The sequence below is a fragment of the Rothia nasimurium genome, from assembly GCF_049068285.1.
Classification (GTDB): Bacteria; Actinomycetota; Actinomycetes; order Actinomycetales; family Micrococcaceae; genus Rothia; species Rothia nasimurium_I.
On record NZ_JBLKPV010000002.1, the window covers coordinates 28,867 to 53,793 of the forward strand.

At 61.0% G+C, this 24,927-nt stretch carries 21 protein-coding genes; 7 read left to right on the forward strand and 14 right to left on the reverse strand.

Going from position 1 to position 24,927, the window contains the following annotated elements:
- Nucleotides 1-175: 175 nt before the first annotated feature.
- The 3 genes from ACMXX3_RS02155 (at nt 176) to ACMXX3_RS02165 (ending at nt 3,315) form a co-directional block, all read left to right on the forward strand.
- Nucleotides 176-1,915: a glycoside hydrolase family 13 protein gene (locus tag ACMXX3_RS02155; protein ID WP_421083167.1), complete on the forward strand. Its 1,740-nt coding sequence runs from the start codon at nt 176-178 to the stop codon at nt 1,913-1,915.
- A 126-nt stretch (nt 1,916-2,041) separates the two neighbouring features.
- Nucleotides 2,042-2,461, forward strand: coding sequence for a VOC family protein (locus tag ACMXX3_RS02160; RefSeq protein WP_237208070.1), 420 nt, complete (start codon nt 2,042-2,044; stop codon nt 2,459-2,461).
- 113 nt (nt 2,462-2,574) lie between these two features.
- Complete coding sequence (locus ACMXX3_RS02165) at nt 2,575-3,315, forward strand: type 1 glutamine amidotransferase domain-containing protein (RefSeq protein WP_421083168.1); 741 nt, start codon at nt 2,575-2,577, stop codon at nt 3,313-3,315.
- A 146-nt stretch (nt 3,316-3,461) separates the two neighbouring features.
- Here ACMXX3_RS02165 and ACMXX3_RS02170 read toward each other — a convergent pair whose 3' ends face one another.
- The 9 genes from ACMXX3_RS02170 to groES all read right to left on the reverse strand — a co-directional run bounded on the left by ACMXX3_RS02170 (nt 3,462) and on the right by groES (nt 14,944).
- Entirely contained in the window at nt 3,462-3,974 is a 513-nt protein-coding gene (locus ACMXX3_RS02170) for a hypothetical protein (RefSeq protein ID WP_421083169.1), read from the reverse strand.
- Nucleotides 3,975-4,363: 389 nt separating this feature from the next.
- Nucleotides 4,364-5,956, reverse strand: coding sequence for a glutamine-hydrolyzing GMP synthase (guaA, locus tag ACMXX3_RS02175; RefSeq protein WP_421083170.1), 1,593 nt, complete (start codon nt 5,954-5,956; stop codon nt 4,364-4,366).
- A gap of 128 nt (nt 5,957-6,084) precedes the next feature.
- Nucleotides 6,085-6,636, reverse strand: coding sequence for a DUF3817 domain-containing protein (locus ACMXX3_RS02180; RefSeq protein WP_421083171.1), 552 nt, complete (start codon nt 6,634-6,636; stop codon nt 6,085-6,087).
- 56 nt (nt 6,637-6,692) lie between these two features.
- Nucleotides 6,693-7,646 (reverse strand): SURF1 family protein, encoded by a 954-nt coding sequence (locus tag ACMXX3_RS02185; protein WP_421083172.1) that lies wholly within the window; start codon nt 7,644-7,646, stop codon nt 6,693-6,695.
- 92 nt (nt 7,647-7,738) lie between these two features.
- The gene (locus ACMXX3_RS02190) at nt 7,739-8,866 is read right to left on the reverse strand and encodes a GuaB3 family IMP dehydrogenase-related protein (RefSeq protein WP_421083173.1); all 1,128 of its coding nucleotides are present in this window, start codon (nt 8,864-8,866) and stop codon (nt 7,739-7,741) included.
- 100 nt (nt 8,867-8,966) lie between these two features.
- The gene (gene guaB, locus ACMXX3_RS02195; RefSeq protein WP_421083174.1) at nt 8,967-10,484 is read right to left on the reverse strand and encodes an IMP dehydrogenase; all 1,518 of its coding nucleotides are present in this window, start codon (nt 10,482-10,484) and stop codon (nt 8,967-8,969) included.
- 204 nt (nt 10,485-10,688) lie between these two features.
- Nucleotides 10,689-12,839 (reverse strand): acyltransferase family protein, encoded by a 2,151-nt coding sequence (locus tag ACMXX3_RS02200; RefSeq protein WP_421083175.1) that lies wholly within the window; start codon nt 12,837-12,839, stop codon nt 10,689-10,691.
- A 173-nt stretch (nt 12,840-13,012) separates the two neighbouring features.
- The gene (gene groL, locus ACMXX3_RS02205; RefSeq protein WP_421083176.1) at nt 13,013-14,605 is read right to left on the reverse strand and encodes a chaperonin GroEL; all 1,593 of its coding nucleotides are present in this window, start codon (nt 14,603-14,605) and stop codon (nt 13,013-13,015) included.
- 51 nt (nt 14,606-14,656) lie between these two features.
- Nucleotides 14,657-14,944 carry a co-chaperone GroES gene (groES, locus tag ACMXX3_RS02210; RefSeq protein ID WP_135013045.1) on the reverse strand — a complete coding sequence of 96 codons (288 nt, stop codon included), beginning with the start codon at nt 14,942-14,944 and terminating at the stop codon, nt 14,657-14,659.
- 266 nt (nt 14,945-15,210) lie between these two features.
- Here groES and ACMXX3_RS02215 point away from each other — a divergent pair, with 266 nt between their 5' ends.
- From ACMXX3_RS02215 to ACMXX3_RS02225, 3 genes are all read left to right on the forward strand, one after another.
- Nucleotides 15,211-16,419, forward strand: coding sequence for an MFS transporter (locus ACMXX3_RS02215; RefSeq protein ID WP_421083177.1), 1,209 nt, complete (start codon nt 15,211-15,213; stop codon nt 16,417-16,419).
- Nucleotides 16,420-16,614: 195 nt separating this feature from the next.
- On the forward strand, nt 16,615-17,895 hold the full coding sequence (locus ACMXX3_RS02220; protein ID WP_421083178.1) for a THUMP-like domain-containing protein: 1,281 nt from the start codon (nt 16,615-16,617) through the stop codon (nt 17,893-17,895).
- 110 nt (nt 17,896-18,005) lie between these two features.
- Complete coding sequence (locus tag ACMXX3_RS02225) at nt 18,006-19,148, forward strand: glutamate--cysteine ligase (protein ID WP_421083179.1); 1,143 nt, start codon at nt 18,006-18,008, stop codon at nt 19,146-19,148.
- Nucleotides 19,149-19,199: 51 nt separating this feature from the next.
- Here ACMXX3_RS02225 and tsaD read toward each other — a convergent pair whose 3' ends face one another.
- From tsaD to alr, 5 genes are all read right to left on the reverse strand, one after another.
- Nucleotides 19,200-20,306, reverse strand: coding sequence for a tRNA (adenosine(37)-N6)-threonylcarbamoyltransferase complex transferase subunit TsaD (gene tsaD / locus ACMXX3_RS02230; protein ID WP_421083180.1), 1,107 nt, complete (start codon nt 20,304-20,306; stop codon nt 19,200-19,202).
- Nucleotides 20,296-20,823 carry a ribosomal protein S18-alanine N-acetyltransferase gene (gene rimI, locus ACMXX3_RS02235; RefSeq protein WP_421083181.1) on the reverse strand — a complete coding sequence of 176 codons (528 nt, stop codon included), beginning with the start codon at nt 20,821-20,823 and terminating at the stop codon, nt 20,296-20,298. Before rimI ends, tsaD begins: the two co-directional genes overlap by 11 nt.
- Entirely contained in the window at nt 20,823-21,500 is a 678-nt protein-coding gene (tsaB, locus tag ACMXX3_RS02240) for a tRNA (adenosine(37)-N6)-threonylcarbamoyltransferase complex dimerization subunit type 1 TsaB (RefSeq protein WP_421083182.1), read from the reverse strand. Before tsaB ends, rimI begins: the two co-directional genes overlap by 1 nt.
- A gap of 199 nt (nt 21,501-21,699) precedes the next feature.
- The gene (tsaE, locus tag ACMXX3_RS02245; RefSeq protein ID WP_421083183.1) at nt 21,700-22,299 is read right to left on the reverse strand and encodes a tRNA (adenosine(37)-N6)-threonylcarbamoyltransferase complex ATPase subunit type 1 TsaE; all 600 of its coding nucleotides are present in this window, start codon (nt 22,297-22,299) and stop codon (nt 21,700-21,702) included.
- A gap of 2 nt (nt 22,300-22,301) precedes the next feature.
- The gene (alr, locus tag ACMXX3_RS02250; protein WP_421083379.1) at nt 22,302-23,570 is read right to left on the reverse strand and encodes an alanine racemase; all 1,269 of its coding nucleotides are present in this window, start codon (nt 23,568-23,570) and stop codon (nt 22,302-22,304) included.
- 147 nt (nt 23,571-23,717) lie between these two features.
- Between alr and ACMXX3_RS02255 the strand changes: the two genes are divergently transcribed.
- Nucleotides 23,718-24,923: a glycosyltransferase gene (locus ACMXX3_RS02255; RefSeq protein ID WP_421083184.1), complete on the forward strand. Its 1,206-nt coding sequence runs from the start codon at nt 23,718-23,720 to the stop codon at nt 24,921-24,923.
- Nucleotides 24,924-24,927: the final 4 nt, after the last annotated feature.

Genomic DNA, 24,927 nt, shown 5'->3' on the forward strand with positions numbered 1-24,927 from the left:
GGACAGGCGCCGCGCCGACAACCGCTCTCGCTGGCTCGCAGAGCTCGCAAGCGATTCACCGCCAGCCCCGATCCACGTCGGCTGCCGGCGCCGCCCTCCCCTCCCTCCCCGGGCCCCACAGAAGGGCACCGGGGCTAGGAACTTTTTTCACTCAATCAGAAAAGGACACATGAGCATGGCAAATAATTCAGGAAAGACCTGGTGGAAGGAAGCGGTCGTCTACCAGATTTGGCCGCGCAGCTTCAACGACTCCAACGGCGACGGTATCGGCGATATCCCCGGTATCACCGAGCGCCTGCCCTACCTGGCAGACCTGGGAATCAACGTCATCTGGCTCTCCCCCGTTTTCGCCTCCCCCAACGACGACATGGGCTACGACATCTCCGACTACCGGGCCATTATGCCCGAGTTCGGCACCATGGACGACTTCGATACCATGCTCGAAACCGCCCACTCCCTCGGCATCAAGATCCTGATGGACCTGGTGGTCAATCACTCCTCCGATGAGCACGAGTGGTTCGAAAAGTCCCGGGCCTCCCGCGATAACGGCTACCGCGACTACTACATCTGGCGGGATTCTTCGGGCGTCGATGAGGACGGTAAGCCCCTACCCCCCAACAACTGGGGCAGCGAATTCGGAGGCCCGGCCTGGGAATACGATGAGACCACCGACCAGTGGTACCTGCACATGTTCTCCCGCAAGCAGCCCGACCTCAACTGGGAGAACCCCAAGGTCCGTCAGGAAATCTTTGACCTGGTCACCTTCTGGCTGGATAAGGGGGTCGACGGCTTCCGCCTGGACGCTATCAACATCATCTCCAAGCCTGAGGGTCTGCCCGATGACCCCAGCGTCGACCCCGAGAAGCATTCCTCCTCTATCCCCTTCGTGATCGCCAACGGCACCAAGGTGCACGAGTGGATGCACGAGCTCAACATGGAAACCTTCGACAAGTACGACTGCATGACCGTGGGCGAAATGAGCGCCACCGGGCCGGATGAAGCTGTACGGTTCTCAGGCTTCACCACCGATGAGCTGCACATGATCTTCCACTTTGAGCACATGGGTCTGGACTCTGACCCAGCTACTGGTATGGGCAAGTGGTCTTACAAGCCCGTGCAGCTGACGGAGATGAAGGAAATCTTGAACACCTGGCAGACCGAGCTGGACGGCAAGGCCTGGGGTTCGCTCTACTGGAACAACCACGACCAGCCCCGCGTTATCTCCCGCTTTGGTAACGATTCACCCGAGTACCGAGAGCTCTCCGGCAAGATGCTGGCCACCGTGCTGCACGGTATGCAGGGCACCCCCTACATCTACCAGGGCGAAGAGTTCGGCATGACCAACGTGCAGTTCGAATCGATCGAGGACTACAAGGACCTGGATTCGATTAACTTCTACACCGATATGGTTACCGAGCACGACCGCATGAGTTCGGATGAGGCCATGGCCCTGATCTACGCCAAGGGGCGCGACAATGCCCGTACCCCGGTGCAGTGGAGCGCGGACGCCGGTGCCGGCTTTACGAGCGGCACCCCCTGGATTGGGCTGAATGAGAACTACACCGAGATCAACGCGGCTGAGGCTGTGGACCGTGAAGATTCCCTGTGGCACTACTACCGCCAGCTGGTAGCCCTGCGCCGCGGCGAGCTCAAGGACCTGCTGGTCTACGCTTCCTTTGTACCCTTGGACCCCGAAGATTCTGAGGTCTACGCTTATGAGCGCCACGGGGAGGGCGAGAAGCTGCTGGTCGTCGCCAACTTTACGGACGGCGTCCTAACCCGCTCCTACCAGGTGCTGGAGGGTGCGGACGCCCAGGTGGTGCTGGCTAACTACGCGGACGCCGCCGAGCAGGCTGCTGGCTCTGAGCTGACCCTGCGCCCCTACGAGGCCCGGATCTACCGCGTCACCTCCTAGCCCTAGGTACCATCTAAATCGGAAAAACCCACGAACTAGGTGGGTTTTTCCGAGTTAGATGGTCTTTTCTTTTCACCGGTGCGTGATACGCTGTGAACGCTCAATCACTTTAGAGAAAGGCCTCTCATGGCTATCCAGTTCAACCCCTACTTCACCTTCGCCGGCAACGCCCGCGAAGCCATCGAATTCTACGCTGAGGTTTTCGGCGGCGAACTCCAGCTGGCAACCTTCAAGGACTTCCAGGCCCCCGTCGCCCCCGAACACGAAAACCTGGTCATGCACGCCGAACTCATCACCGAGCACGGCTTCAACCTGCGCGTCTCTGACGGCGCGGCCCTCTCAGAAGCCCCTGCCCAGGCCACCACCAACATGGAAGCCTCCCTCATCGGCCCCACCGAGGACGTCGACACCGCCCGCCCCTGGTTCGACAAGCTCTCCGACGGCGCAACCAACATCCAGCCGCTGACCGCAGCCCCCTGGGGTGCAACATTCGGCTCCCTCACCGACAAGTACGGCATCGCCTGGATGTTCAACTTCGGCGGCTAAAACCTAGCCCTACGCGCAGAACAGCCCCCGTCCGCTCCCTGTGTGGGAATAAGGACGGGGGCTGTGCCGTTACTCTTCTGTCCAATAAAGAAGACAAGAGATAAGTTGAACCAATGACCCAATCAAATACCAATTCATCAGCACGCCGGATTCTTCAGGTTGTCACCAACGTCAGCGCATACGAGTCAGACCCTAGCCACCCCACCGGCCTATGGCTTTCCGAACTCACACATTCCTACGATGCATTCGAGCAAGCTGGCTTCGAGCAGGTCATTGTAAGCCCCCAGGGCGGGAAGTCTCCCCTTGAGCCCCGCTCCCTCAAATTCCCCAACCTGGACGCTTCAGCCAAGGCATGGCTCAAGGATCCTGATCGTATGAAACTGCTAGAGGAAACCAAAAGCCCCGAGCAGATTAACGCAGCAGACTTTGACGCCATATTCTTCACAGGCGGTCACGCCGTCATGTACGACTTCCCATCAAGCGAAGGCTTGCAAGAACTTACCCGAGAAATCTACGAACACGGGGGCGTCGTTGCCTCAGTCTGCCACGGCTACTGCGGCTTGCTAGAAACCAAGCTATCTGACGGTTCGGTGCTTATCGCCGGAAAAAATATCACCGGCTTCTCCTGGCGTGAAGAAGTCCTTGCCGGAGTAGCAAAGCTCGTACCCTACAACGTTGAGCAACAGGTCAAGGATCTCGGTGCCCACTACTCAAAGGGACTCATCCCCTTCATCCCCTACGCTACAGTCGATGGGCGCCTCGTCACCGGGCAAAACCCTGCCTCAGCCAAAGTCACAGCTAAAAAAACAGTAGAACTCCTACGCAGCCTAGGCAACACTACGCGCCCCGCTTAGTAGCAGGGCTCACCCGACAGCCCCCGTCCGCTCCCTGTGTGGGAATAAGGACGGGGGCTGTTCAGTTATACGAGGCCCCCAAGCGGCAGCCGCACTAAGACAACCAGCCACTCGCAAGTTCTTCTCTTCTTCGCCATGTCTCTTAACTAAAATTTAGATATTAATTTTATCTCTTTTAACCTGGACAAATCGCTTTCAATATTTCCTGGAATATATGTTTCATACCAAGAATAAAAATGTTCAACACCTTTAATTAAACTTTCAATGAACTTATAAGGAGAAGCCAAGTACCTTTTATCACCAACAGTAATAACAAGACCTGATGCACTCATCTTTAAAGAGAAATTTTTAGATTGAAAACCCAACTCAACATTCCCCTCCCCATATTCAAGTACTTGATAAATAACTTTCAATATCTTTGACCAGGTATCATACAGTTCTACATTTTCGATATCAGAAAATAAGTTCTTCTTGCCAGATTCTATAGCTATCAGACCCTCCGCCATATGACTCGACGGTTGTTTCTGCGCTTTCCATGCAAGACTAGCTCCCAAAGGGTCTTCTCGTATTGATATTAACGACCCTACAGACTTCCCAGCGACAACACTCGTTACACAGGTGCAACTTTGCACTTGTGCCCAACTAATATCTGGAATCATAGATCACCTCGGAGAAAGCGGCGTCCGCACTGATTCAACCAGCTGCTCGCAGGCTCGCGGAATAAAAGAAAGGAGCGAGCAAGCTCGCCCCCTCCCAACCAGGCCCAGCAAGCGGCAGCCACGCTAAGTCAACTAAACCGCTCGCAGGCTCGCGGAATAACAAAACGAGGAGCTCACTACGTTCGCAAGCTCCTTGCCCGAGGCCCGCAAGCGACGGTCGCACTAAGACAACTAAACCGCTCGCAGGCTCGCGCAATAAAAGAAAGGAGCGAGCAAGCTCGCCCCCTCCCCCGAGGCCCGCAAGCGGCAGCCGCACTAAATCGTCCATGCCGCTCGCAGGCTCGCGGAATAACAAAAATTTTATTTTCCCCTGTTGGGGAAAATTTTTGTTATTCCCACTCAATCGTTCCCGGAGGCTTTGAAGTCACGTCCAGAACCACACGGTTCACCTCAGCAACCTCATTGGTAATCCGGTTAGAAATCTTCGCCAGCAGGTCATAAGGCAGGCGTGACCAGTCAGCAGTCATCGCATCCTCAGAAGAGACCGGGCGCAACACAATCGGGTGACCGTAAGTACGGCCGTCACCCTGCACGCCCACGGAGCGGACGTCCGCCAGCAACACCACGGGGCACTGCCAGATCTCCTCGTCCATGCCAGCGGCAGTCAGTTCCTCACGCACAATCAGGTCAGCAGCGCGCAGGATATCCAGGTTGTGCTTATTGACCTCACCAATCACGCGGATACCCAGGCCGGGGCCGGGGAAAGGCTGACGGGCAACAATCTTCTCAGGAACCCCCAGCTCACGGCCAATAGCGCGAACCTCGTCCTTAAAGAGGGTGCGCAGGGGCTCAACCAGCTCAAACTGCAGGTCATCAGGCAGACCGCCCACGTTGTGGTGGGACTTAATGTTGGCAGCGCCCTCGCCACCGCCAGATTCAACAACATCCGGGTAGAGGGTGCCCTGCACCAGGAACTTAATGTCGGTGCCCTCAGCGCCAGCCTCTTCAATCAGCTTGCGCTGGGCAGCTTCGAAGGAGCGGATGAACTCGCGGCCAATAGCCTTACGCTTAGCCTCAGGCTCAGTAATACCGGCCAGGGCGCCCAGGAAGCGCTCTGACTCATCAATGGTCACGACCTTAATACCCATGGTTGAAGCGTAGTCCTGCTCAACCTGCTCACGCTCGCCCTCGCGCAGCAAACCGTGGTCGATGAAGAAGCAGGTCAGCTGGTCGCCCACAGCCTTGTGAACCAGGGCCGCGGCAACAGATGAATCAACACCGCCAGAGAGGGCGCAGATGACCTGGTCATCGCCTACCTGCTCGCGGATCTTAGCAACCTGCTCTTCGATGATGTTGCCGGTAGACCAGGTCTTCTTCAGACCAGCTACGTTAAAGAGGAAGTTCTCCAGGGCCACCTGGCCGTAGTCGGAGTGCTTGACCTCGGGGTGCCACTGCACGCCACCGAACTTGCGCTTCTCGTCCACAAAAGCTGCAACCGCTGCACCGGGAGTCTGGGCCAGAACCTCAAAGCCCTCAGGGGCTACAGAGACGGAGTCGCCGTGGCTCATCCAGACGTTCTGGGTCTTGGGGGTACCGGTCAAGAAGGAAGAGTTCTCAGCACAAACTACAGCGTCGGTGGCCCCGTATTCGCGCAGACCGGTCTTAGCAACGGTACCGCCGAGGGTCTGGGCCATGACCTGGAAGCCGTAGCAGATACCAAAGACAGGCACGCCGGCTTCGAACATGGCGATATCGCCCTTGGGGGCGCCGTCCTCATAGACGGAGGAGGGTCCACCGGAGAGGATAATGGCGGCCGGGTTCTTAGCCAGCATCTTCTCGGTGGGCATGGTGTGGGGTACCAGCTCGGAGTAGACACCGGCTTCGCGGACGCGGCGGGCGATGAGCTGGGCGTACTGGGCACCATAGTCAACGACCAGGACGGGGCGCTCTTCGAGCTCCTCGACGGGGGTGTGAGTAGTCACAGGTTAATACCTTTTCTGTGGGTTGAGTTGCCTGGGAACGCCGGACGGAGGCGGGTGGGCCCGTCCGAGCCCCACGGGGCAAGTTCTGGGTAAATCCTTGGATTCTATTCTAGTTCAGGAGGCGCCGTTTAGTAGCGCTTGGTAGCCTGCGGGTTGGCGGCCAGCAGGGCCAGGGTTTCTGCGTAGATGCGGCGCTCCACGATGAAGGAGAGGAAGGGAACCACACCGCCCAGGGCCATCACAATCATCTGGGGCAGGGCCCAGCGCATCAGCAGCCAGAGGCGGAAGCAGGAGAGAAGGTAGACCACATAGAACCAGCCGTGGATAATCAGGATCCAGGTAGAGATGTTGAGTCCCCCGTGCAGGTTCTCGGTCTCAAGGTTAAGCCAGCCCAGGGCCACGGTTTGGCCGGTTTGGGCATCTACACCACCGGCGACCAGGTCGTAGCCGAAGATATAGCGGCTAATCATCTCAGCAACCAACAGCAGCAGGAAGGTACCTGAAATCCAGGCACACCACTTATAGAAGGTCAGGGCGCTGCGGATTTGGGATTCGGTGCCACCAAACTTCTTGCGGACGGTAAAGCCCCCCGGGCTGCTAGCCTGGGTGGCACCGCTAGCGAGGGTTACTTTTTTACCGTCGGTGCGTTCGGTGGGGCGGGGGGCTGGCTTCTCGCTCACTGGTGTTCTCTTCCTTGGGTTCGGGGTCTGGTTCTGGTCAGGGTGGGGACGGCCGGTTAGCGGCTTGGCTCTTGGCTTCCGGCGGCGGGGTTCACTTGGTCAAAGAAGTAGTAGGCGTCGTCGGCCGGGTCGTAGTAGTAGGGGCGGCCGGTGGCCTCGTCCACCCAGTATTGGCCTTCGTATTCGAAGTAATGGGTAGGATTGGTGTCCTTGTCAACACTATCTTTGAGCATCCGCCACCAGAAATAAAGGGCGAAACCTGCAAAGACTAGCCATTCGATTGCGTAGAAGATGTTGAGCCAGTCGAGGGAGTCGTTGGTGACCTGCTCGGCCCTGACGGGGGTGTAGGTTTCGCTTTGGCCCAGGACGGTGGCGGCCGGGTCAATGGTTCCTTCAGCGGTCAGGGGGGTTAGGCCGTTTGTCTCTGAGTCAGCGGTAAGGATTCCGTTGAAGAGGGCCGTGTTCCAGACGTTGGTGAGGTAGGAGGAATTGGCTGAGGCCAGCGTCCGTCCTTGCTCTTGCCCAGCCTGGCTGAGCTGGTTGGTGCCCAGGGGGGCGTCGTTGCCGACGATCCGCCCTGCAACTGTGACGGTTCCGGTCGGTTCGGCTGGGATTTCTGCCTCTGAGGTCCAGGCCCTGGCAACAACTAGGCCGCGGGGCCCCTCCCCCATGCTGGTGGTAACGGTGTCCGTGCCGTCCGGAATGAAGAGGGCTACCACCCAGTAGCCCTGCTTACCGTCATTAAGCTTGTTCTCCACCAGGTAGCTGGATCCTGGTACATAGGAGCCGGTGGCTTCCACCACGGTATCAACTTCATCAAGGTCCAGAACACTGTAGGGGGTGAAGATTTCGCTGTAGGGCCTCACCCGGTCCTTGTCAGGATCTGCACTGCGGGTCGCTGAGGTCGAGGCAGAAAGCTGCCAGGAGCTCAACCAGACAAATCCGGTGACCAGGGCGAGCACCGCAACTAGACCCACTAGCCACCGGGGGGTTAGGGCAGTTTTGAGCACGGGTTCACCTTCTCTGGTTTTGATGTGTGGGGTGCTGGTGAAAGCAGGTAAGCCCTGCCCCGGCGGACGGCCGGGGCAGGGCTTCTTGGGGCCTACTTAATGTAGGGGGTGACGTTGACGTCGATACGCTGGAAGGACTTGAGGTCGGTGTAACCGCAGGTTGCCAGGGCCCGTTTGAGGGCACCTACGATGTTGGCAGAGCCGTCGGTGTGGGAGGAGGGGCCGTAGAGTACCTCTTCTAGGCTGCCGACGGTACCCAGCTGGGTGCGGACTCCGCGGGGGAAATCCTTGGAGTGGGCCTCGTTGCCCCAGTACCAGCCGGCGCCGGGTGCTTCGGCAGCGCGGGCCAGGGGCGCACCGATCATGACGGCGTCTGCACCCATGGCCAGGGCCTTGACCATGTCACCGGAGCGGCCCAGGGAGCCGTCGGCGATGACGTGCACATAGCGGCCACCGGATTCATCGAGGTAGTCAGAGCGGGCGGCAGCCACATCTGAGATAGCGGTTGCCATACCGGCCTGGATTCCCAGACCGCGGCGGGTGGTCAGGGCAGCCCCGCCACCGAAGCCCACCAGCACACCGGCTGCGCCGGTTCGCATCAGGTGCATGGCCGGGGTGTAGCCGGTGACGCCACCGACCAGCACAGGAACGTCAAGTTCGTAGATGAACTTTTTGAGGTCCAAAGGCTCCTTGCGGCTGGAGACATGCTGGGCTGAGACGGCAGCCCCGCGAATAACGAAGAGGTCAACACCAGCCTTGACGACGGTCTGGTAGAACTCTTGGGTGTTCTGGGGGGTGAGGGAGCCCGCTACGATGACGCCTGACTCGCGGATTTCTGCAAGGCGGGCGGTAATCAGCTCAGCCTTGATGGGTTCGGAGTAGATTTCCTGCATCCGGCGGGTGGCTGCCGGGGCGTCGTCACCGCTGAGGGCGTTGATTTCGTCCAGCAGGGGCTGGGGGTCTTCGTAGCGGGTCCACAGGCCTTCAAGGTTGAGGACGCCCAGGCCGCCTAGCTTGCCCAGGGCAATGGCTGTTGCCGGTGACATAACCGAGTCCATGGGGGCGCCGATGATCGGGGTGTCGAATTTGAAGGCGTCAATCTGCCAGCTGAGGTTCACGTCGTTGGCGTCGCGGGTACGGCGGGTGGGTACCAGGGCGATTTCGTCGAGCGAGTAGGTGCGGCGGGCGCGCTTGGACATACCAATCTGGATGTCGGTCATCGTCTTCCTTTCACCGGTCGGTGGGCCGGTTCGTTATCAGGGTGAGGGGGCCCCGTCCGTCCTTTCGTGTGGGCCGGACGGGGCGCGTCACGGGGGTGCCTTAGCGGCGGTAGTTGGGGGCTTCGACAGTCATGGTGATGTCGTGGGGGTGTGATTCTTTCAGACCTGCTGAGGTGATCCGTACGAACTGGCCCTTGTTTTTGAGCTCTTCAACGGTGTGGGCACCGACGTAGAACATGGTCTGTCGCAGGCCGCCTTCGAGCTGGTGCAGGACGGAGGCGAGCGGGCCCCGGTAGGGCACCTGGCCTTCGATACCTTCGGGAATCAGCTTCTCTTCGGAGGATACATCGGCCTGGAAGTAGCGGTCCTTGGAGAAGGACTTCTTGCCGCCGCGGGACTGCATAGCGCCCAGGGAGCCCATGCCCCGGTAGGCCTTGAACTGCTTGCCGTTGACGAAAATAAGGTCGCCGGGTGATTCGGCGGTACCTGCCAGCAGGGAGCCGAGCATGACGGAGTCAGCACCTGCTACCAGAGCCTTGCCGATTTCACCGGAGTGCTGCATGCCGCCGTCCGCAATCAGGGGAACACCTGCGGGAATAGCAGCCTTGGCGGATTCATTGATAGCGGTGATCTGGGGGACGCCGACACCTGCAATAATGCGGGTGGTGCAGATAGAGCCGGGGCCAACGCCGACCTTGACGGCGTCTGCACCGGCATCGATGATTGCCTGGGCACCGGCGCGGGTTGCAGCCTGACCGCCAACAACGTCAACATGGGCAGCGGCCGGGTCCTTCTTGAGGCGGGCAATCATATCGAGTACGCCCTGGGAGTGGCCGTTGGCGGTGTCTACGAAGAGGGCATCCACGCCAGCTTCGACCAGGCTCATGGCGCGTTCGTAGCCGTCGCCGAAGAAGCCGATGGCAGCGCCGACGCGCAGGCGGCCTTCTTCGTCCTTGGTGGCACGGGGGTACTGCTCGCTCTTGGTGAAGTCCTTGACGGTGATCAGGCCGGTGAGCTTACCTGCCTCGTCGATCAGGGGCAGCTTCTCAATCTTATTGCTGGCCAGCAGGTTGAAGGCCTCGTCCTTGCTCATGCCCTCGTGGCCGGTGATCAGCGGCATCTTGGTCATGATGTCGCGGACGCGGGTGGTTTCGAAGGTGGATTCGGGCAGGTAGCGGGTATCGCGGTTGGTGATGATACCGACGAGAACACCTGCTTCATCAACGACGGGCAGGCCTGACACCTTGTAGTGGCCGCAGAGGGCGTCGAGCTCAGCGATGGTGGCGTCGGGGCCGACGGTCACGGGGTTGGTGATCATGCCGGATTCGCTACGCTTGACGCGGTCGACGTGGTCAGCCTGGTCTTCGATAGAGAGGTTGCGGTGGATAACGCCCATGCCGCCGAGGCGGGCCATGGCGATAGCCAGGGTTGATTCGGTGACGGTGTCCATGGCTGCCGAGATAATCGGGGAGGCAATAGAAATACGCTTGGTCAGGCGGGTGGTGGTATCGGCGTCGGAGGGGATGACGTCGGTATTGCCGGGAAGCAGCAGGACGTCATCGTAGGTGAGGCCGGTGAAGCCGAAGGGATCTTCACTCAGGGCGGTGGGGGTTGACATGGGGCTGATCGCTACCTTTCGAGGGGTTCAGGTGGACGCGGGCGACACTGCCTTTAATCTTAGTCGGGTTAGCCCCGATGTGCGAGTGTGGGACCTGGTACCGGGGTGCCGTGTACTCACTTCCGGGGGCTTTCCCGGGTTGTACTGGTTGAAACCCCTTGCAAGGCTCTTCTATTCCCAGTCCGTATGGACCCTACCTGCAGGCTACAGCTGGGTGCTTCTCGGTAGGCTAGTTTCGGCCTTTTCCAGGGCTTCAAGAAGGCGCGGGTCAAAGTAGGGGCCCAGGGTTTCGATGTAGGTTGCGGTGATGTGGTCGTAGTCGAAGTAGGTGTAGATATTGCCAATGGAGGCCGGGCAGGAGTTCTCGGGGCAGATTAGGTCTGAGAGGTTCAGGGCGGCAAAGCCGGGGTAGGTCTGTTCCAGCGCTGCCAGGGGGTTGACGGTGACGTCCTGGCCGGGGTTCATATGGCAGTCGTCTGCCGAGCCAAAGGCATCGAGGCAGTCCTTGTGCATGATTTCCATGCGCGGGGTATCGCGCAGGCCAATGACCTGGATTCCAGCTGAGGTGAGCTGACCGATGTGGCTTTCTGCATCAGTTAGAGGTTCATCTGGCAGGTTGGGCTCTGCTTTACTGCCGTGGAGCATGACGGTATCAGGGGCCAGGCCCTGGATGAAGGCGGCACTGTCTCTTGCCCAGGAGTCACATTCAAAGCCACTGGCGTAGGCTGCGTTGTCGGTGTCTCCAAGGAAGCAGCCGGGGCGGGTCAGAGCAAGGACCGTCCAGCCCTGGGCTTGAGCGAGCGGACGCATCGCCGTCATCCACATCTGCATGTGGGAGTTACCCCAGGCCACAATGGTTCGTGTGGGCTGGGGCGAGTAGGCAACGTAGGTGCAGTCCCCGGCCAGGGAGTCGGGGACGGCCAGCTCAGGAGTGACATCGGTGCAGGAGGTACCGAGGTCTGCCCAGTCAGCATCGAGCACAGCTCGGATAGGAATCACGGTGGCGTCCTCCTCCCCCCGGTATTCAAAGGAGGGGTCAAGTACAGCCGCGCCAACATTGTTGTCTTCGCGTTGGGCTTCTGCCTGGGCAGCCTGACGGTGGATGGTGGAGGTCCAGGTGGAGGCCGGGACCAGGGCCAGGGCCAGGCAGGCCCCGATCAGGGCCAGGGAAGCTAAGGACGACCGGTTGGGCAGGGCCCAGGAGCCCAGGGGTTTTTCAACCAGCTGGGTCAGGGCCCAGGCTAAGACACCGGAGAGTGCCAGCAAGACCAGTCCCGCAAAAAGTCCGGCTTTTTCCTGGCGGGTCTGGGCCAGGTAGAAGACCAGGATTGGCCAGTGCACCAGGTAGAGGGCGTAGGAGAAGGAACCGATAAAGAGCAGCGGCCGGGCTGTGAGTAGCTTTTCGGGGCCGAAGCGGGTGCCGGTGTCTCCAGCGATAATCACCAGGGAGGCAGCTAGGGTGGGCCAGAGGGCAACATAGCCGGGGAAGGTGCCGTTGACGTCCAGCACGAATCCGCAGGCAACGATGGCGATTATTCCCACCCAGCCCAGCAGGGCACGCAGGTACCGGGGCAGGGTCAGGGCAGGAAGCCACAGGGCGACCAGGGAGCCTAGGGCAAACTCCCACAGGCGGGCTTTGAAATCAAAGTAGGCAGTTTGTTGGCTGGTTGCAGTCTCCTGTACCGAATAGGTCAGAGACAGGGCAAAGATCAGGCCGAACCCTAGGGTCAGGGCCAGACGGCCCCACCTACTGCCCCGCCGTCCTATCCCCAGGGCAACCAGAACCATGAGCGCTGGCCAGAGCAGGTACATTTGCCCCTGGATAGATAGGGACCAAAAATGCCGCAGCGGCGAGGCTTCGGAAGTATTTGCCGCGTAGTAATCCACGGTGTTCTCTATGGACCAGAGGTGGTGCTGGTAGAGGGCAACCGCCTTAGCCTCATCGAGAATCGAGAGCCAGCTTTCTGCCGGGATAAAAAAAGAGGTTCCTAAAAGGGTCAGGGCAAGGGTGAGGCTGGCCAGGGGCAGGAGCCGTTTGAAGACATGAACCCAGTAGGAAACGAGGGTTTTCAGGCCGAAGAAGGTGCCCGGGCCGACGAGTTGGTTGCGCTCAAGTTTGCGAGCAAAGGAGCCGGTGAGCAGGAAGGCAGAGACCAGCAAGAATACGTCAACCCCGCCTGAGACCCGGCCAAACCAGAAGTGGTAGGCAGCTACCAGCAGGAGGGCAAGCGCCCGCAGACCCTGAATTTCAGGCCGCCAGGCCCGCTCGGCTTTTTGCACGATCGCAGGCAGGGATTGGGTTCGAGGACGCGCCTTACCTTGTGTAGGTGCATCGCTGGTACGGTGGTCACTCATTATCTCTACCCTCCCCCAAAGGCCGCCTATGACTGGTCTTATTGATACTGCCCGTTCAGAATTATCTGCAAAGTTGCATGCTATCTCAGCTACCAGGTCAGTGAAACTCTAGGGAGCAGAAAGCCCGCTACCGTGTTGCTCACGGTAGCGGGCCTAAAACCTACAGGAGGGACTTACTTTTCGTCTTCGTCCTCGTCAGCAGGCTTTTCAACGACCAGGGTCTCGGTGGTCAGCACCAGGGCAGCGATAGAAGCTGCGTTTTCCAGGGCTGAACGGGTGACCTTGACGGGGTCGATGACGCCGCGGGCGATGAGGTCTTCGTACTCGCCGGTAGCGGCATTGAAGCCGGAGCCGACGGGCATGTCTGCGACGCGGGAGGCAACGACGTAGCCGTCCTCACCGGCGTTCTCAGCAATCCAGCGCAGGGGCTGGACCAGGGCCCGGCGGACAATATCGACACCAACCTGGGCGTCGTGGGAGTCCAGCTTGACCTCATCCAAGGCTGCCAGGGCATGGACGAGGGCGGTGCCGCCACCGGCGACAATGCCCTCTTCCAGGGCAGCGCGGGTGGAGGATACGGCGTCCTCAATGCGGTGCTTGCGTTCCTTGGCTTCAACCTCGGTTGCAGCTCCGACCTTGATGACGCCGACGCCGCCTGCCAGCTTGGCCAGACGTTCCTTGAGCTTCTCGCGGTCCCATTCGGAGTCAACGCGCTCAATTTCGGCCCGGAGCTGGTCAACGCGCTCGGCAACAGCCTCAGAGGTGCCACCGCCGTCAACGATGGTGGTGTTGTTCTTGGTGACGGTCACGCGGCGGGCTGAACCAAGCTGGTCCAGGGTGACGGCCTCCAGGGTGATCCCCAGTTCGCCGGTGATGACGGTGCCGCCGGTGAGGATAGCCAGGTCCTGGAAAATTGCCTTGCGGCGGTCGCCAAAGCCGGGTGCCTTCAGCGCTACGACGTCCAGGTTGCCGCGGAGCTTGTTGACCACCAGGGTGGAGAGGGCTTCGCCGTCTACGTCCTCAGCGATGATGGTGATGGACTTCTTGGCCTGAACAATCTTTTCAAGCACGGGCATGATTTCAGCTACGGTTGAAATCTTGCCCTGGTAGAGCAGGATCGCGGTGTTCTCAAGAACAGCCTCGGCCCGCTCGGGGTCGGTGACGAAGGAGGGTGAGAGGTAGCCCTTATCGAACTGCATACCCTCGGTAACTTCGAGTTCAATCTCGGTGGTGGAGCCGTCCTCGATGGTGATGACGCCGTCCTGGCCGACCTTGCTGAAGGCTTCAGAGAGCAGTTCACCGATCTGGGTGGACTGGGCAGAAATAGCTGCCACATGGGCGACCTCTTCGCCCTTAACTTCGCGGGCGTTAGCCAGCAGGCGCTCAGAGACCAGCTTGGTGGCGGTTTCGATACCGCGCTTGACTTCACCGGGGGCAGCGCCAGCGGTGACGTTTCGCAGGCCCTCGGTGACCAGGGCCTGGGCAAGGACGGTCGCGGTGGTGGTGCCGTCGCCGGCTACGTCGTTGGTCTTGGTGGCGACCTCTTTAGCGAGCTGGGCACCCAGGTTTTCGTAGGGGTTTTCCAGTTCAATCTCGCGGGCAATCGAGACGCCGTCGTTGGTGATGATGGGGGCGCCCCACTGCTTATCAAGCACCACGTTTCGGCCGCGGGGGCCCAGGGTTACCTTGACAGCGTTGGCGAGCTTATCGACACCTGCCTGCAGGTGCTTACGCGCATCATCATTGAATTCAAGCTGCTTTGCCATGAATCCTTACTTCCTTCTTCAGATCTAACGGTTGATAGGGGACGTTAGAACTTAGGAGACAACAGCCAGGACGTCGCGGGCTGAGAGGATCAGGTATTCAGCGCCACCGTACTTAACTTCGGTGCCACCGTACTTGGAGAAGATCACGACGTCGCCCTCGGCTACGTCAACGGGGATGCGGTTGCCCTTGTCGTCAATGCGGCCGGGACCAACGGCGATAACCTTAGCCTCCTGGGGCTTTTCCTTGGCGGTATCGGGGATGACCAGGCCGGATGCGGTGGTCTGCTCTGCTTCAACGATCTGAACAACAATGCGGTCTTCGAGGGGCTTGATAGCCATGGTGAGGTACTCCTTTGAGTGGGTTCTCAGCGTAAAACTTACGGGGTGACCACACAGCTCTAAAGCGGCAAGACCAGGTATCGTCGCGGTGCTACCGGCTGCCTATTAGCACTGTCAGCGGTCAAGTGCTAACTAAAACTTTATTCCCCTCACCCCCAACGGGCAAGATAAGGCGCCGGTTTCGCAGTCAGCGCACCGTCCCGGCTCGGGCTGTTGTATCCTAAAACACAGGTCGACGTGACTTTCACCCCGGAAGAAAGGCAAGCATGCTCAAACTCATCTTCTGGCCGGTGCTCGTTCCCTCCTTCCTCTTTGCAGCTGGTTTCGGGGCCGTCGTTCCCATCCAGATTCTGGCAGCCATCAGGCTGGGAGCCTCGCCAGAACTGGCCTCCCTGCTGGTAGCTGCCTCAGGCGTCCTGGCTCTTTTCTGCACCGTCCCGGTAGGGGCTGCTATCGACCGAGTGGGCGATAAACGCGCCATGACCCTGGCAACCCTCAGCGCAACCGGAGCCCTCACCCTCTCCGCGATCTCCCTGGCCCTGCCCCTCGTAGGGGCCCTGTGGCTCTACTTTTTCGCTCATATGGCCCGAGTCCCTGCCACCGTGGCCTGGGGTCTGGCCCGGCAATCGGTACTGGCTGAAACTGTTGATACCCACGACCGTGGCAAAGCCATGACCGCTCTGGGCGGAGCCCAGCGGGCAGGTTCCCTTGCGGGGCCTCTTCTCTCAGCCCTCCTGCTGATTTGGCTCCCCCTATGGACGGTTTTCCTAGTCGCCCTCCTGCTCGTTGCCTCAGCCACCCTCTGCCTGCGCATCCGCAAGCTCAACCAGCGCTTCGACACCGCCACCAGCACAGCCCGCTCCAACCGCACCGATGAAGATTTAGCCCTGGCTGTCCGCTGGCCGGCCGTTTGGGTAGCGGGACTGGGTATCATCACCCTGGCGGTCGCCCGCGTCACCCAGCCCATCGTCCTGGCCCTGTGGGGCCTGCACCTGGGGTGGAGCGACTCCCAGATCGCTCTGGCAGTTGCCCTAAGCTCTGCCCTCGAAATGCTTCTTATGGTTCCCGGCGGCTACCTCAAAGACCGGGTCGGACGCTCCGCCGTCCTCGCCCTCTGCCTTGGCCTTTTTGGAGCCGGCTTCCTTCTTGTCCCTCTAGCACCCACCAGCGCAGGCTTCATCGCGGGACTTGCCCTCATGGCCATCGGCAACGGTTTCGGAGCTGGCATCAATATGACCATCGGGGCAGACCTCTCCCCCAACACCGGGCGGGCTAAGTTTCTCTCCATCTGGTCGATGTTCTCCCAGGTCGCTAGCGTCGCCGGGCCCCTGGCTATCTCAGGCATCATGCTAGTTTCCTCCCTCCCGGTAGCCTTTACCGTCATTGGCTCCAGTGCCCTGGGCGGAGCTGTCTGGGCGCTGGCCACCCAGCCCATCACCAAACTACCCACGGGAAGAAGGGCAGATAAGGGGTAGGACGGAGCGCGTTCTGGAACTTAATTGGTTGGGGACGGGGCGGGGTAGACCCTCTTGCGCCGACTGACCCTCTCGGGCTCGCCCTGGGGGCTCGCCCGATTCACGCCAGACCCAGCCAGTCGGCTTTCAGCGGGTCTTCCCCCGCCCTTCGCTTTCTGAACCAGCAGGTCTTCCCCCACCCCTTAAACTAAGTACATGACCTTTTTCCCCCGCGCCGGTGCCCACCCTTTCTCAGCCGACCAACTGGCTCTGCTTGACCAGCTCGTCCCCTACAACCCGGCTGACTCCCTACAAACCGTCAGCAAGCTGCGGGCCCAGGGCTTCAGCGCCGAGGATTCCTCTGCCCTGCTCACCCAAGCCCGCCTGCGAACCCTGGGAGCCACCAAGTTTGGTGCTGCGGCTTCCACCATGTTGTTCACCGAGGCCAGCTATGAGCAGGCCACCCGGGCAGCGGTTGCCGACCATCACGCTGCCCGCTTTGTGGAGGCTGGGCTAAGATCTGTTGCTGATTTGGGCTGTGGTCTGGGGGCAGATTCCCTAGCCTTTGCCCGCGCGGGATTGGCGGTGACGTCCGTCGAACTCGACCCCGCCACAGCGGCCCTGACAGCCCACAACCTCTCCCCCTACCCCTCAGCCCAGGTACTGGTGGGCGATGTTGAGCAGGTTGACCTTAATACGCTGACGACCGTGACCGGCGAGCGCGTCTTAGCCCTCTGGCTGGATCCGGCCCGCCGCGAGGTAGAGGGCGGTTCAACCACCTCCCGGATCTTTGACCCCGAGGCCTTCTCCCCTCCTTTCTCCTTCTTAGAGAAACTGGCTGCCAGCGGTATCCCCATGGGGGTCAAGCTGGGCCCGGGTCTGCCACACGAGGCGATCCCGAGCGGGGTGGAGGCTGAGTGGGTCAGTCACGGCGGCTCCGTGGTTGAGGTGGTGCTCTGGTTCAATGCCCTGGCCCGGCCCGGGGTTGCCCGCTCGGCCACCGTGTTGGGGGCGGACGCCGTCACCCGGCAGGTCCTGGGTGAGATGACTTCCCCGCTACCGGCTAACGCTGATGAGCAGCCGCTTGAAGTAACGGACCTGGGCGCCTACCTGATTGAGCCCGACGGGGCGGTGGTACGTTCCCACCTGGTCGCGGATTTTGCGCGGACGGTCGGGGCCACCCTGATCGATGAGAATATTGCCTACCTGACCTCAGACTCCCCAGTAGTTAGTCCCCTGGGCCGCACCTACCGCGTCCTGGGCACCCTGCCTCTGAACGAGAAGAAGCTACGCCGCTGGGTCAAGGAAGAGGGGGTCACTTCACTCACCATTAAGAAACGGGGTGTTGATGTGATCCCCGAAAAGCTACGGGCTACCCTGCTGGCCGGGGTGAAAAAGAAAAAGGGGGCTGCCCATAAAGAAGCCACCCTGGTTCTTACCCGGCTAGGTGCAGGATCAGACTCCCAGCGCCTTGCTATCTGGGCTGAGCCAGCCTAATTTATTACGTCTATCTCACCTGGGGCGTCACAGTGGGAGCCAGATTCTCCTGGCTATGCTCCTGGCCCTAAGATAGAACCAGCACCCCACCGAGACCCTGGAGCCAGCACATGATGTTTCACCCCTCAGACCAGTCCACTCTTGGGGTGGAATGGGAGCTCGCCCTCGTTGATCCCGAAACCCGGGAACTGGCCTCCCGGGCCGACGAAGTGCTTGCCTTACTGAGGGAGCAAAACCCCCACATTCTTGACGCCGCCCCGCACCGGGCCCACATCACCGGCGAATTTCTCAACAACACCGTTGAACTAGTTACCGGTATCTGCCGAACCCCCGCCGAGGCGGCCGACCAGCTCTCCCAGGCCACCGGCGTCCTCAAAGAAGTGACCGACCAGCTGGGCCTGGCCTTCTTCTCAGCCGGTACCCACCCCTTCTCCCGGGCCCTGGACCAGAAAGTCGTAGACAAGGACCGCTACCTGCGGGTGCTCGACCGATCTCAGTTCTGGGGCCGCCGCCAGATTATCTACGGGGTCCATGTGCACACAGGGGTTGATTCCCGGGATAAGGCCCTGCCGGTACTCAACGGGCTCACCAACTTCTACCCCCACCTACTAGCCCTCTCGGCATCCTCCCCCTTCTGGGAGGGGGAAGATACCGGCTTTGCCTCCCAGCGGGCCCAAATTTTTCAGCAGCTACCCACCTCGGGCCTGCCCTTCACCTTTGAAGACTGGGGGGACTACGAGGACTACCTCAATGATCTGGTAGTCACCGGCGTCATTGACGACCCCAGCGAAAACCGCTGGGACGTGCGCCCCGTTCCCAAGTACGGCACGGTGGAGATGCGGGCCTATGACGGGCTGGCTTCTATCCGAGATATCACCGCCCTGACCGCCTTCACCCAGTGCCTGGTGGAGTGGTTCTCCCGCCAGCTCGATGCAGGTAAGCGCATTGAGCCCCTCAAACCCTGGCATGTGCAGGAAAACAAGTGGCGGGCTGCCCGCTACGGCACCGAAGCCATCGTCATTCTTGATAACCAGAACACCGAACGCCTGGTCACCGACGATACCCTGGGGCTGCTCAACAAGCTGGAGGGCATCGCCACTGACCTAGGCTGCGCTGCTGAGCTGGCTGACGTGGAGCGAATCTGCCTGACGGGGGCAGGCTACCAGCGCCAGCGCCGAGTTGCTGCCGAAAACGACGGCAACCTGCAGGCGGTAGTGGACGACCTCACAGCCCAGGCTATCGAGGGGCTGTAAGTCTCCTCTTCATCCCCTCCTGCACATCTGGGGGCTTGCCCACCTGCCCCTTTAGAGGGAGATTGTGGTAACGGGCAGGGAGGAATCTGCCGTAAAGTCAATGCCTGACGACTCCCGTCCCTCTGACACCAGACGAGCTCCCAGGGCAGCCACCATAGCCCCGTTATCGGTGCAGAGGCTCAGCTGGGGAATGACCAGCTTAATGCCGTATTCGGCGCAGCGCTGGGCGGTCAGCTCACGCAGGCGCGAGTTAGCGGCTACTCCCCCACCCAACAGCAGGGTGGTAATGCCGCGCTCGGTGCAGGCCAGCATAGCTTTCTTGGTAATCACATCGACCACAGCCTCCTGGAAGGAGGCGGCAATATCAGCAACCGGAACTTCTTCGCCCCGGGCTTCAAAGCCTTCAACAACGCGGGCAACTGCGGTTTTCAGGCCCGAGAAGGAAAAATCGTAACGGTGGGGGCCAGGTTCCTCGGCGGTGCCCATGAACTTGCGGGTCGATAGGCCGCGCGGGAAAGCAAAAGCCGCCCCGTTGCCGTCCGCAGCCACCCGGTCAATCACTGGCCCACCCGGGTAGGGCAGGCCCAGCAGGCGGGCTACCTTGTCGTAGGCTTCACCGGCGGCGTCATCCAGGGTAGCCCCCAGTAGCTCAACATCGCCGGTAATATCGCGCACGGCCAGAATTTCCGTGTGCCCGCCAGAGACCAGCAGGGCCCCGATTCCTTCACTGGGCAGGCCGTCCAGAAAATCAGCCGTATGCCCCTCGATACCGCAGTCATCGAGCAGGCCAACCCCCACATGGGCTACCAGGTGGTTGATCCCGTAGAGGGGCTTGCCGGTGGCGGTTGCCAGAGCCTTGGCGGCAGAGACACCGACCATGAGGGCACCGGCCAGGCCGGGACCTGCGGTCACGGCGATAGCGTCCAGATCGTCCAGGCTGACCTGGGCTTCATCCAGGGCTGCTTGAAGGGCAGGAACCAGAGCGTCCAGGTGGGCGCGGGAGGCAATTTCGGGAATCACGCCGCCAAAGCGCACATGCTCATTCATGGAGGACGAAACCGTGTTAGTGAGCAGGGTAGAACCCCGCACAATACCGATGCCGGTTTCATCGCAGGAGGATTCAATGCCCAGTACCAGGGGTTCGGTCTTAGCGGTCATGGCTGGTTTCTCCTTGCGCAGGGGTCATCTCGGTCAGGTCGCGGCGCATAATGAGGGCGTCCACCCCGTCGTTGTAGTAGCGGCGGCGCACATGAATCTGCTGGTAGCCGTTTTTCAGATAGAGGTCTTGGGCCCGGGGGTTATCGGCGCGTACTTCCAGCAGCATCTGTTCAGCGCCACGGGCAGCTGCTTCGCGGGCCAGAAAATCGAGCAGGGCCCGCCCGTAGCCACGGCCCTCAAAAGCGGGGGTCACGGCAATGGTTTGCACATCGGCGGTATCAGCTACACTCATGAGCCCGGCATAGCCAATAATCTGCGGCCCGGCATCTGTTGGCAGTTCAAGGACGACGTACCCCCGGGTTTCGTGGGTAATTTCAGCTAAGAACATATCCAGCGGCCAGGCGTCGGCGGGGAAGAGTTCAAGTTCTAGGGTGTGGACGGCAGGCACATCGTGCAGGGTCATTTCCCGGGCCCGAGCCCCATCAGCCAGGCCCTTGGGCAGGTCGGTCAGCAGCATTAGGCGCTGGCCTTCTTACGGGCAGCCGGGACCTTGGCATCAGATTCCCGCAGGTAGAGGGCGCTAGTGTCGGTGCTCAGCTGCGCCAGGCCCAGGCGGGCTGCGGCGGCCAGGAGGGCGGCGGCGTCCGGCTGGGTATGCTCAAAGCCGGGCTGGGCGTCCAGAACCTCAGGGTAGAGGGAGGTGCCGAACCCATAGGCGGGCAGGGCGGGAGCCTCGCTGGCCGGGCCGACGGTGGGGCCGCTTTCAAGCTGGTAGCCGTCCTCGGTCAGCTGATAGACAGCCGAGTATATTTCCTTACGGCGGGCATCTGACGCCACCAAAAAACGGGTGTGACCGGACGCCCGCGCGGCAGCTTCTGCTCTCTCGGCCAGGGCGGTCAGGCTCATGATTCCATACAGGGGCTTGCTCCAGGCAAAGGCCAGGGAACGTGCGGTAACGATACCGGCGCGCAGGCCGGTGAAGGGACCGGGGCCGGTACCGGTGATGACGGCATCGATATCCTGGCCCGATACTCCTGTCTCAGCCAGAACCTCAGCCACAAAGGGAGACATGACCTCAGCGTGGGAGCGGGTGTCTTCGGTCGCCCGTGAGGCAAGCAGGGTCAGCTGGTTACCATCGAGACGGCCCAGAGCCACAGAAGCTATAGCGGATGAATCAAGAGCAAGAATAAGCACCCCACCAGTCTAGCGTGTTTAGGCTCGGGGACTATGTGATAGGTATTTCCTGACGCACCGCGGGCTCGCAGCGAAGCTGCTGGCTCGGATGAAGTGAGCGGGTGCGTCAGCACATAAGAGCGAACGGAATCCGCCGTTAGGCGGGGCGTGAATCGCTGGTGATGAGCACCGAGATTTATTTTCCTCGCGCGCTCGGAATCTAGGTGCTCATCCCCTCTATCTCGCTCAGCTTCTCTACCAACTCATCCCAAACATTTTCCCAGCGTTTTCCGTTCCCGATGAGGCGCAGGCGGCGGGGTTCGGGGGCGCCGTCGTCCTCGTCCTCTTCTTCCCAGCTTCCGGGGGCGTAGAGGGCGTAGGGGTCGGTTTCGGCCAGGTCGGCGCCGGTGACACGGGTGAATTCCACATCGAGGATAGAGTCTGACAGGTGTTCTGCCTTGTCCCTGCCCCATTCGATGACGGTGACGGAGCGCTCTAGGGAGTATTCGAGGTCAAGGTCATCGAGTTCTTCAGATGAAGCTAGGCGGTAGGCGTCCACATGCACCAGGTCGGGGCCGCCGGGGCGGGGGCCGTCCGGGAGGTTGGGGTGGACGCGGGAGAGCACGAAGGTGGGGGAAATGACGCCTTCGCGCACCCCTAGTCCCTCACCGAGGGAGCGGGTAAAGGTGGTTTTTCCGGCCCCCAGTTCACCGGTCAGGATGAGGACGTCCCCCTTCGTGAGCAGGGGGGCCAGGGCCAGGGCGACGGCGCGGGTGTGGGCCGGGCCGGTAATTTCTAGGTCAAGGACGAGCTCGCTCACGGTTATGCTTCCCCTTCTGCTTTGCGGGTGCGCCAGGACCCGCCGACGCTGATGCGGGTGATGCGCGGTGAGATCCGGGTGACAACTTCGTAGTTAATGGTGCCTGCAGCATCTGCCCACTCTTCTACCGGGGGGTTGGCCCCAGAGCCGAAGAGGACGGCTGGGGCCCCGAGGAAGCCGGCGGCAGGGTCAGTGAGGCCGGGTTCGCCCAGGTCAATGACCATCTGGTCCATAGCAATTCGACCAACTTCCCGGTAGGTTTTGGCGGGGCGGCCAGCCGGGTAGATTCGGACTGGCCCACCGGTAGCAACCCGGGGAACACCGTCGGCGTACCCTACGGGGACCAGAGCCAAGGTGGTGGGCTTGTCGGTGACATAGTTGAGGCCGTAAGAGACACCCTGACCGGCGGGGACCTCCTTGACCGCGTTGATGAATGTTTGCAGGTGCATCACCGGTTTGAGCCCCAGGTCAGCTGAGGTTGTGCCAGCCAGGGGGGAGAGCCCGTAGATGCCCAAGCCAACCCGGACAGCGTCCTGCATAATTCCTTGCTCTGTAGCCGGGTCTGCCCCCGCCTGCATTCCGAGGTGGAGGGTTGCGGGGCTATTGGCCAGGTGGCGGATGTGCGGGGTGAGTCCGGCCTGCTGGACGATCTGCCCGGCCCGCTCAAAGGCTGCTACCTGCTCAGCTGTTTCTGGGCGGGCAGGTTCATCGGCAACAGCCAGGTGGGTCATGATTCCCACGACTTTCACCAGGCCTTGCTCTTCCGCTGCCCGGGCGGCTGCTGCGAGCGCTGGTAGTTCGGCCATCGGGATACCGTTGCGGCCAAGGCCGGTATCAATTTTCAGGTGCAGGCGGACGGGCTGGCTCCGCTCGGCTTTACGGGCGGCAGAGCAGATGCGGGTGAGCTCATCTGCGTGGGAGAAGCCCAGTTCCAGGTCGAGGGCCAGGGCCTTGTCAAAGTTGGTGCGGGGGGTGTGGAGCCAGGCGATCAGGGGGGCGGTGATTCCGGCTTGGCGGAGTTTCTCAGCTTCACTGACGTGGACGACCCCCAGGTAGTCTGCTCCCGCGGCTATTGCTGAGCGGGCTACGTCGATCGCCCCGTGGCCGTAGGCGTCTGCCTTAACCACGGCGATGAGGGCCCTTTCCCCGAGCAGGGCCTTGATGTGGCGGACGTTGTGTTCAAGGGCGTCGCAGTCGATGATGGCAAGGCGTTCGGCCTCCCCGGGGGCGTCCAGCGGAATAAAGCCGTGTTGCCGGTATAGGTTTTCCATCGACATGCGTCCCTCCTTGGGCTGTACTTACTGTTCCTCCTAGCTTAGTGCAGTTCTCCGTTTGTTCCCGGGCTGGCAGGCTGGAGCTTGAGGTTCGGCGGATCCCCCACCCTGCTCGGTTGCCCAGCACCCACTAGACTAAAGACCGTGGATACTCTTCAGCCCTTACACCTGCATATCTTCTCCTTGCATACCTCCCCTTTGGCTCAGCCGGGTTCTGGGGACGCGGGGGGGATGAATGTTTATATTGAGCGTTCTTTGGCGGCCCTTCTTGAGGTCTGCCCGCAGTTGACGGTTGAGGTATTTACGCTGGCGACTGACCGTCAGCAGGCGGGGCAGGTGCGGTATCACGAGCGGGCTACCGTAACTGCGCTGTATCTACCTGAGGCTGAGGGGGCCCGGAAGGAAGATTTGCCTGAGCTGGTTCCGGGCTTTGCCCTGGCGGTTCGAGCCACCGCAGAACGTCCGCCCCAGCTAATACACAGCCACTACTGGCTTTCGGGTCTGGCGGCCCTGGCCGCCTACCCTCAGGTGCCGCTTGTTCATACCATGCACACCACTGCAGCCGCCAAGAATTCCCGGTTAGGGGACGGCGAGCGTCCGGAACCTGAGGTCCGTTTGCGTGGTGAGCAGGTGCTGGTGCGTCGGGCCGCTGCCCTGGTGGTCAACACCGAGTATGAGGCCCAGCAGATGCGGGATTACTATGGGGCGCAAGAGCAGCAGCTAGTGGTGGTAGCCCCTGGCGCTGATAACCAGATTTTCTTCCCGGTACCTGGCGAGGGCCCTGCCCATGCTGGTAGTTGTGATACCGCTGAGGTGTTTTTTGCCGGCCGTCTCCAGCCCTTGAAGGGGCCCCATCTTTTGGTTGAGGCCCTGGCCCTGCTCCCTGCTGATCTCAAGGTTTCCCTGACTATTTCGGGGGCTTCGGCGGACGGTTATGCCCGGCAGCTCCTGGACCGGGCAGCTGAACTTGGCTTGGGAGACCGGGTGCGGCTTACGGCCCCCCTGGCCCCGAAGGACCTTGCAGCGGCCTTCCGTCGGGCCGATATCGTGGCAGTCCCCTCATCTTCTGAAACCTTTGGCCTGGTGGCCTTAGAGGCCTCTGCCTGTGGTACGCCCGTCCTTGCCAGTAAGGTCGATGGCCTGGTGGAGGCGGTTGCGGACGGCTACTCCGGCCGCCTGGTTGCTGAACGTACCGCCAGTGCCTGGGCGGCAGCCATCGAAGACTTGGTGCGCTCCCCAGAAGCCCGCAGCTCCCTGGGGGCAGCCGGTGCCCGCCGAGCCCGTTCCTTCACCTGGCAGGTGACAGCCAGCAAACTTAATCATCTCTACACCCGTTTACGATCCTCCTAGGAGC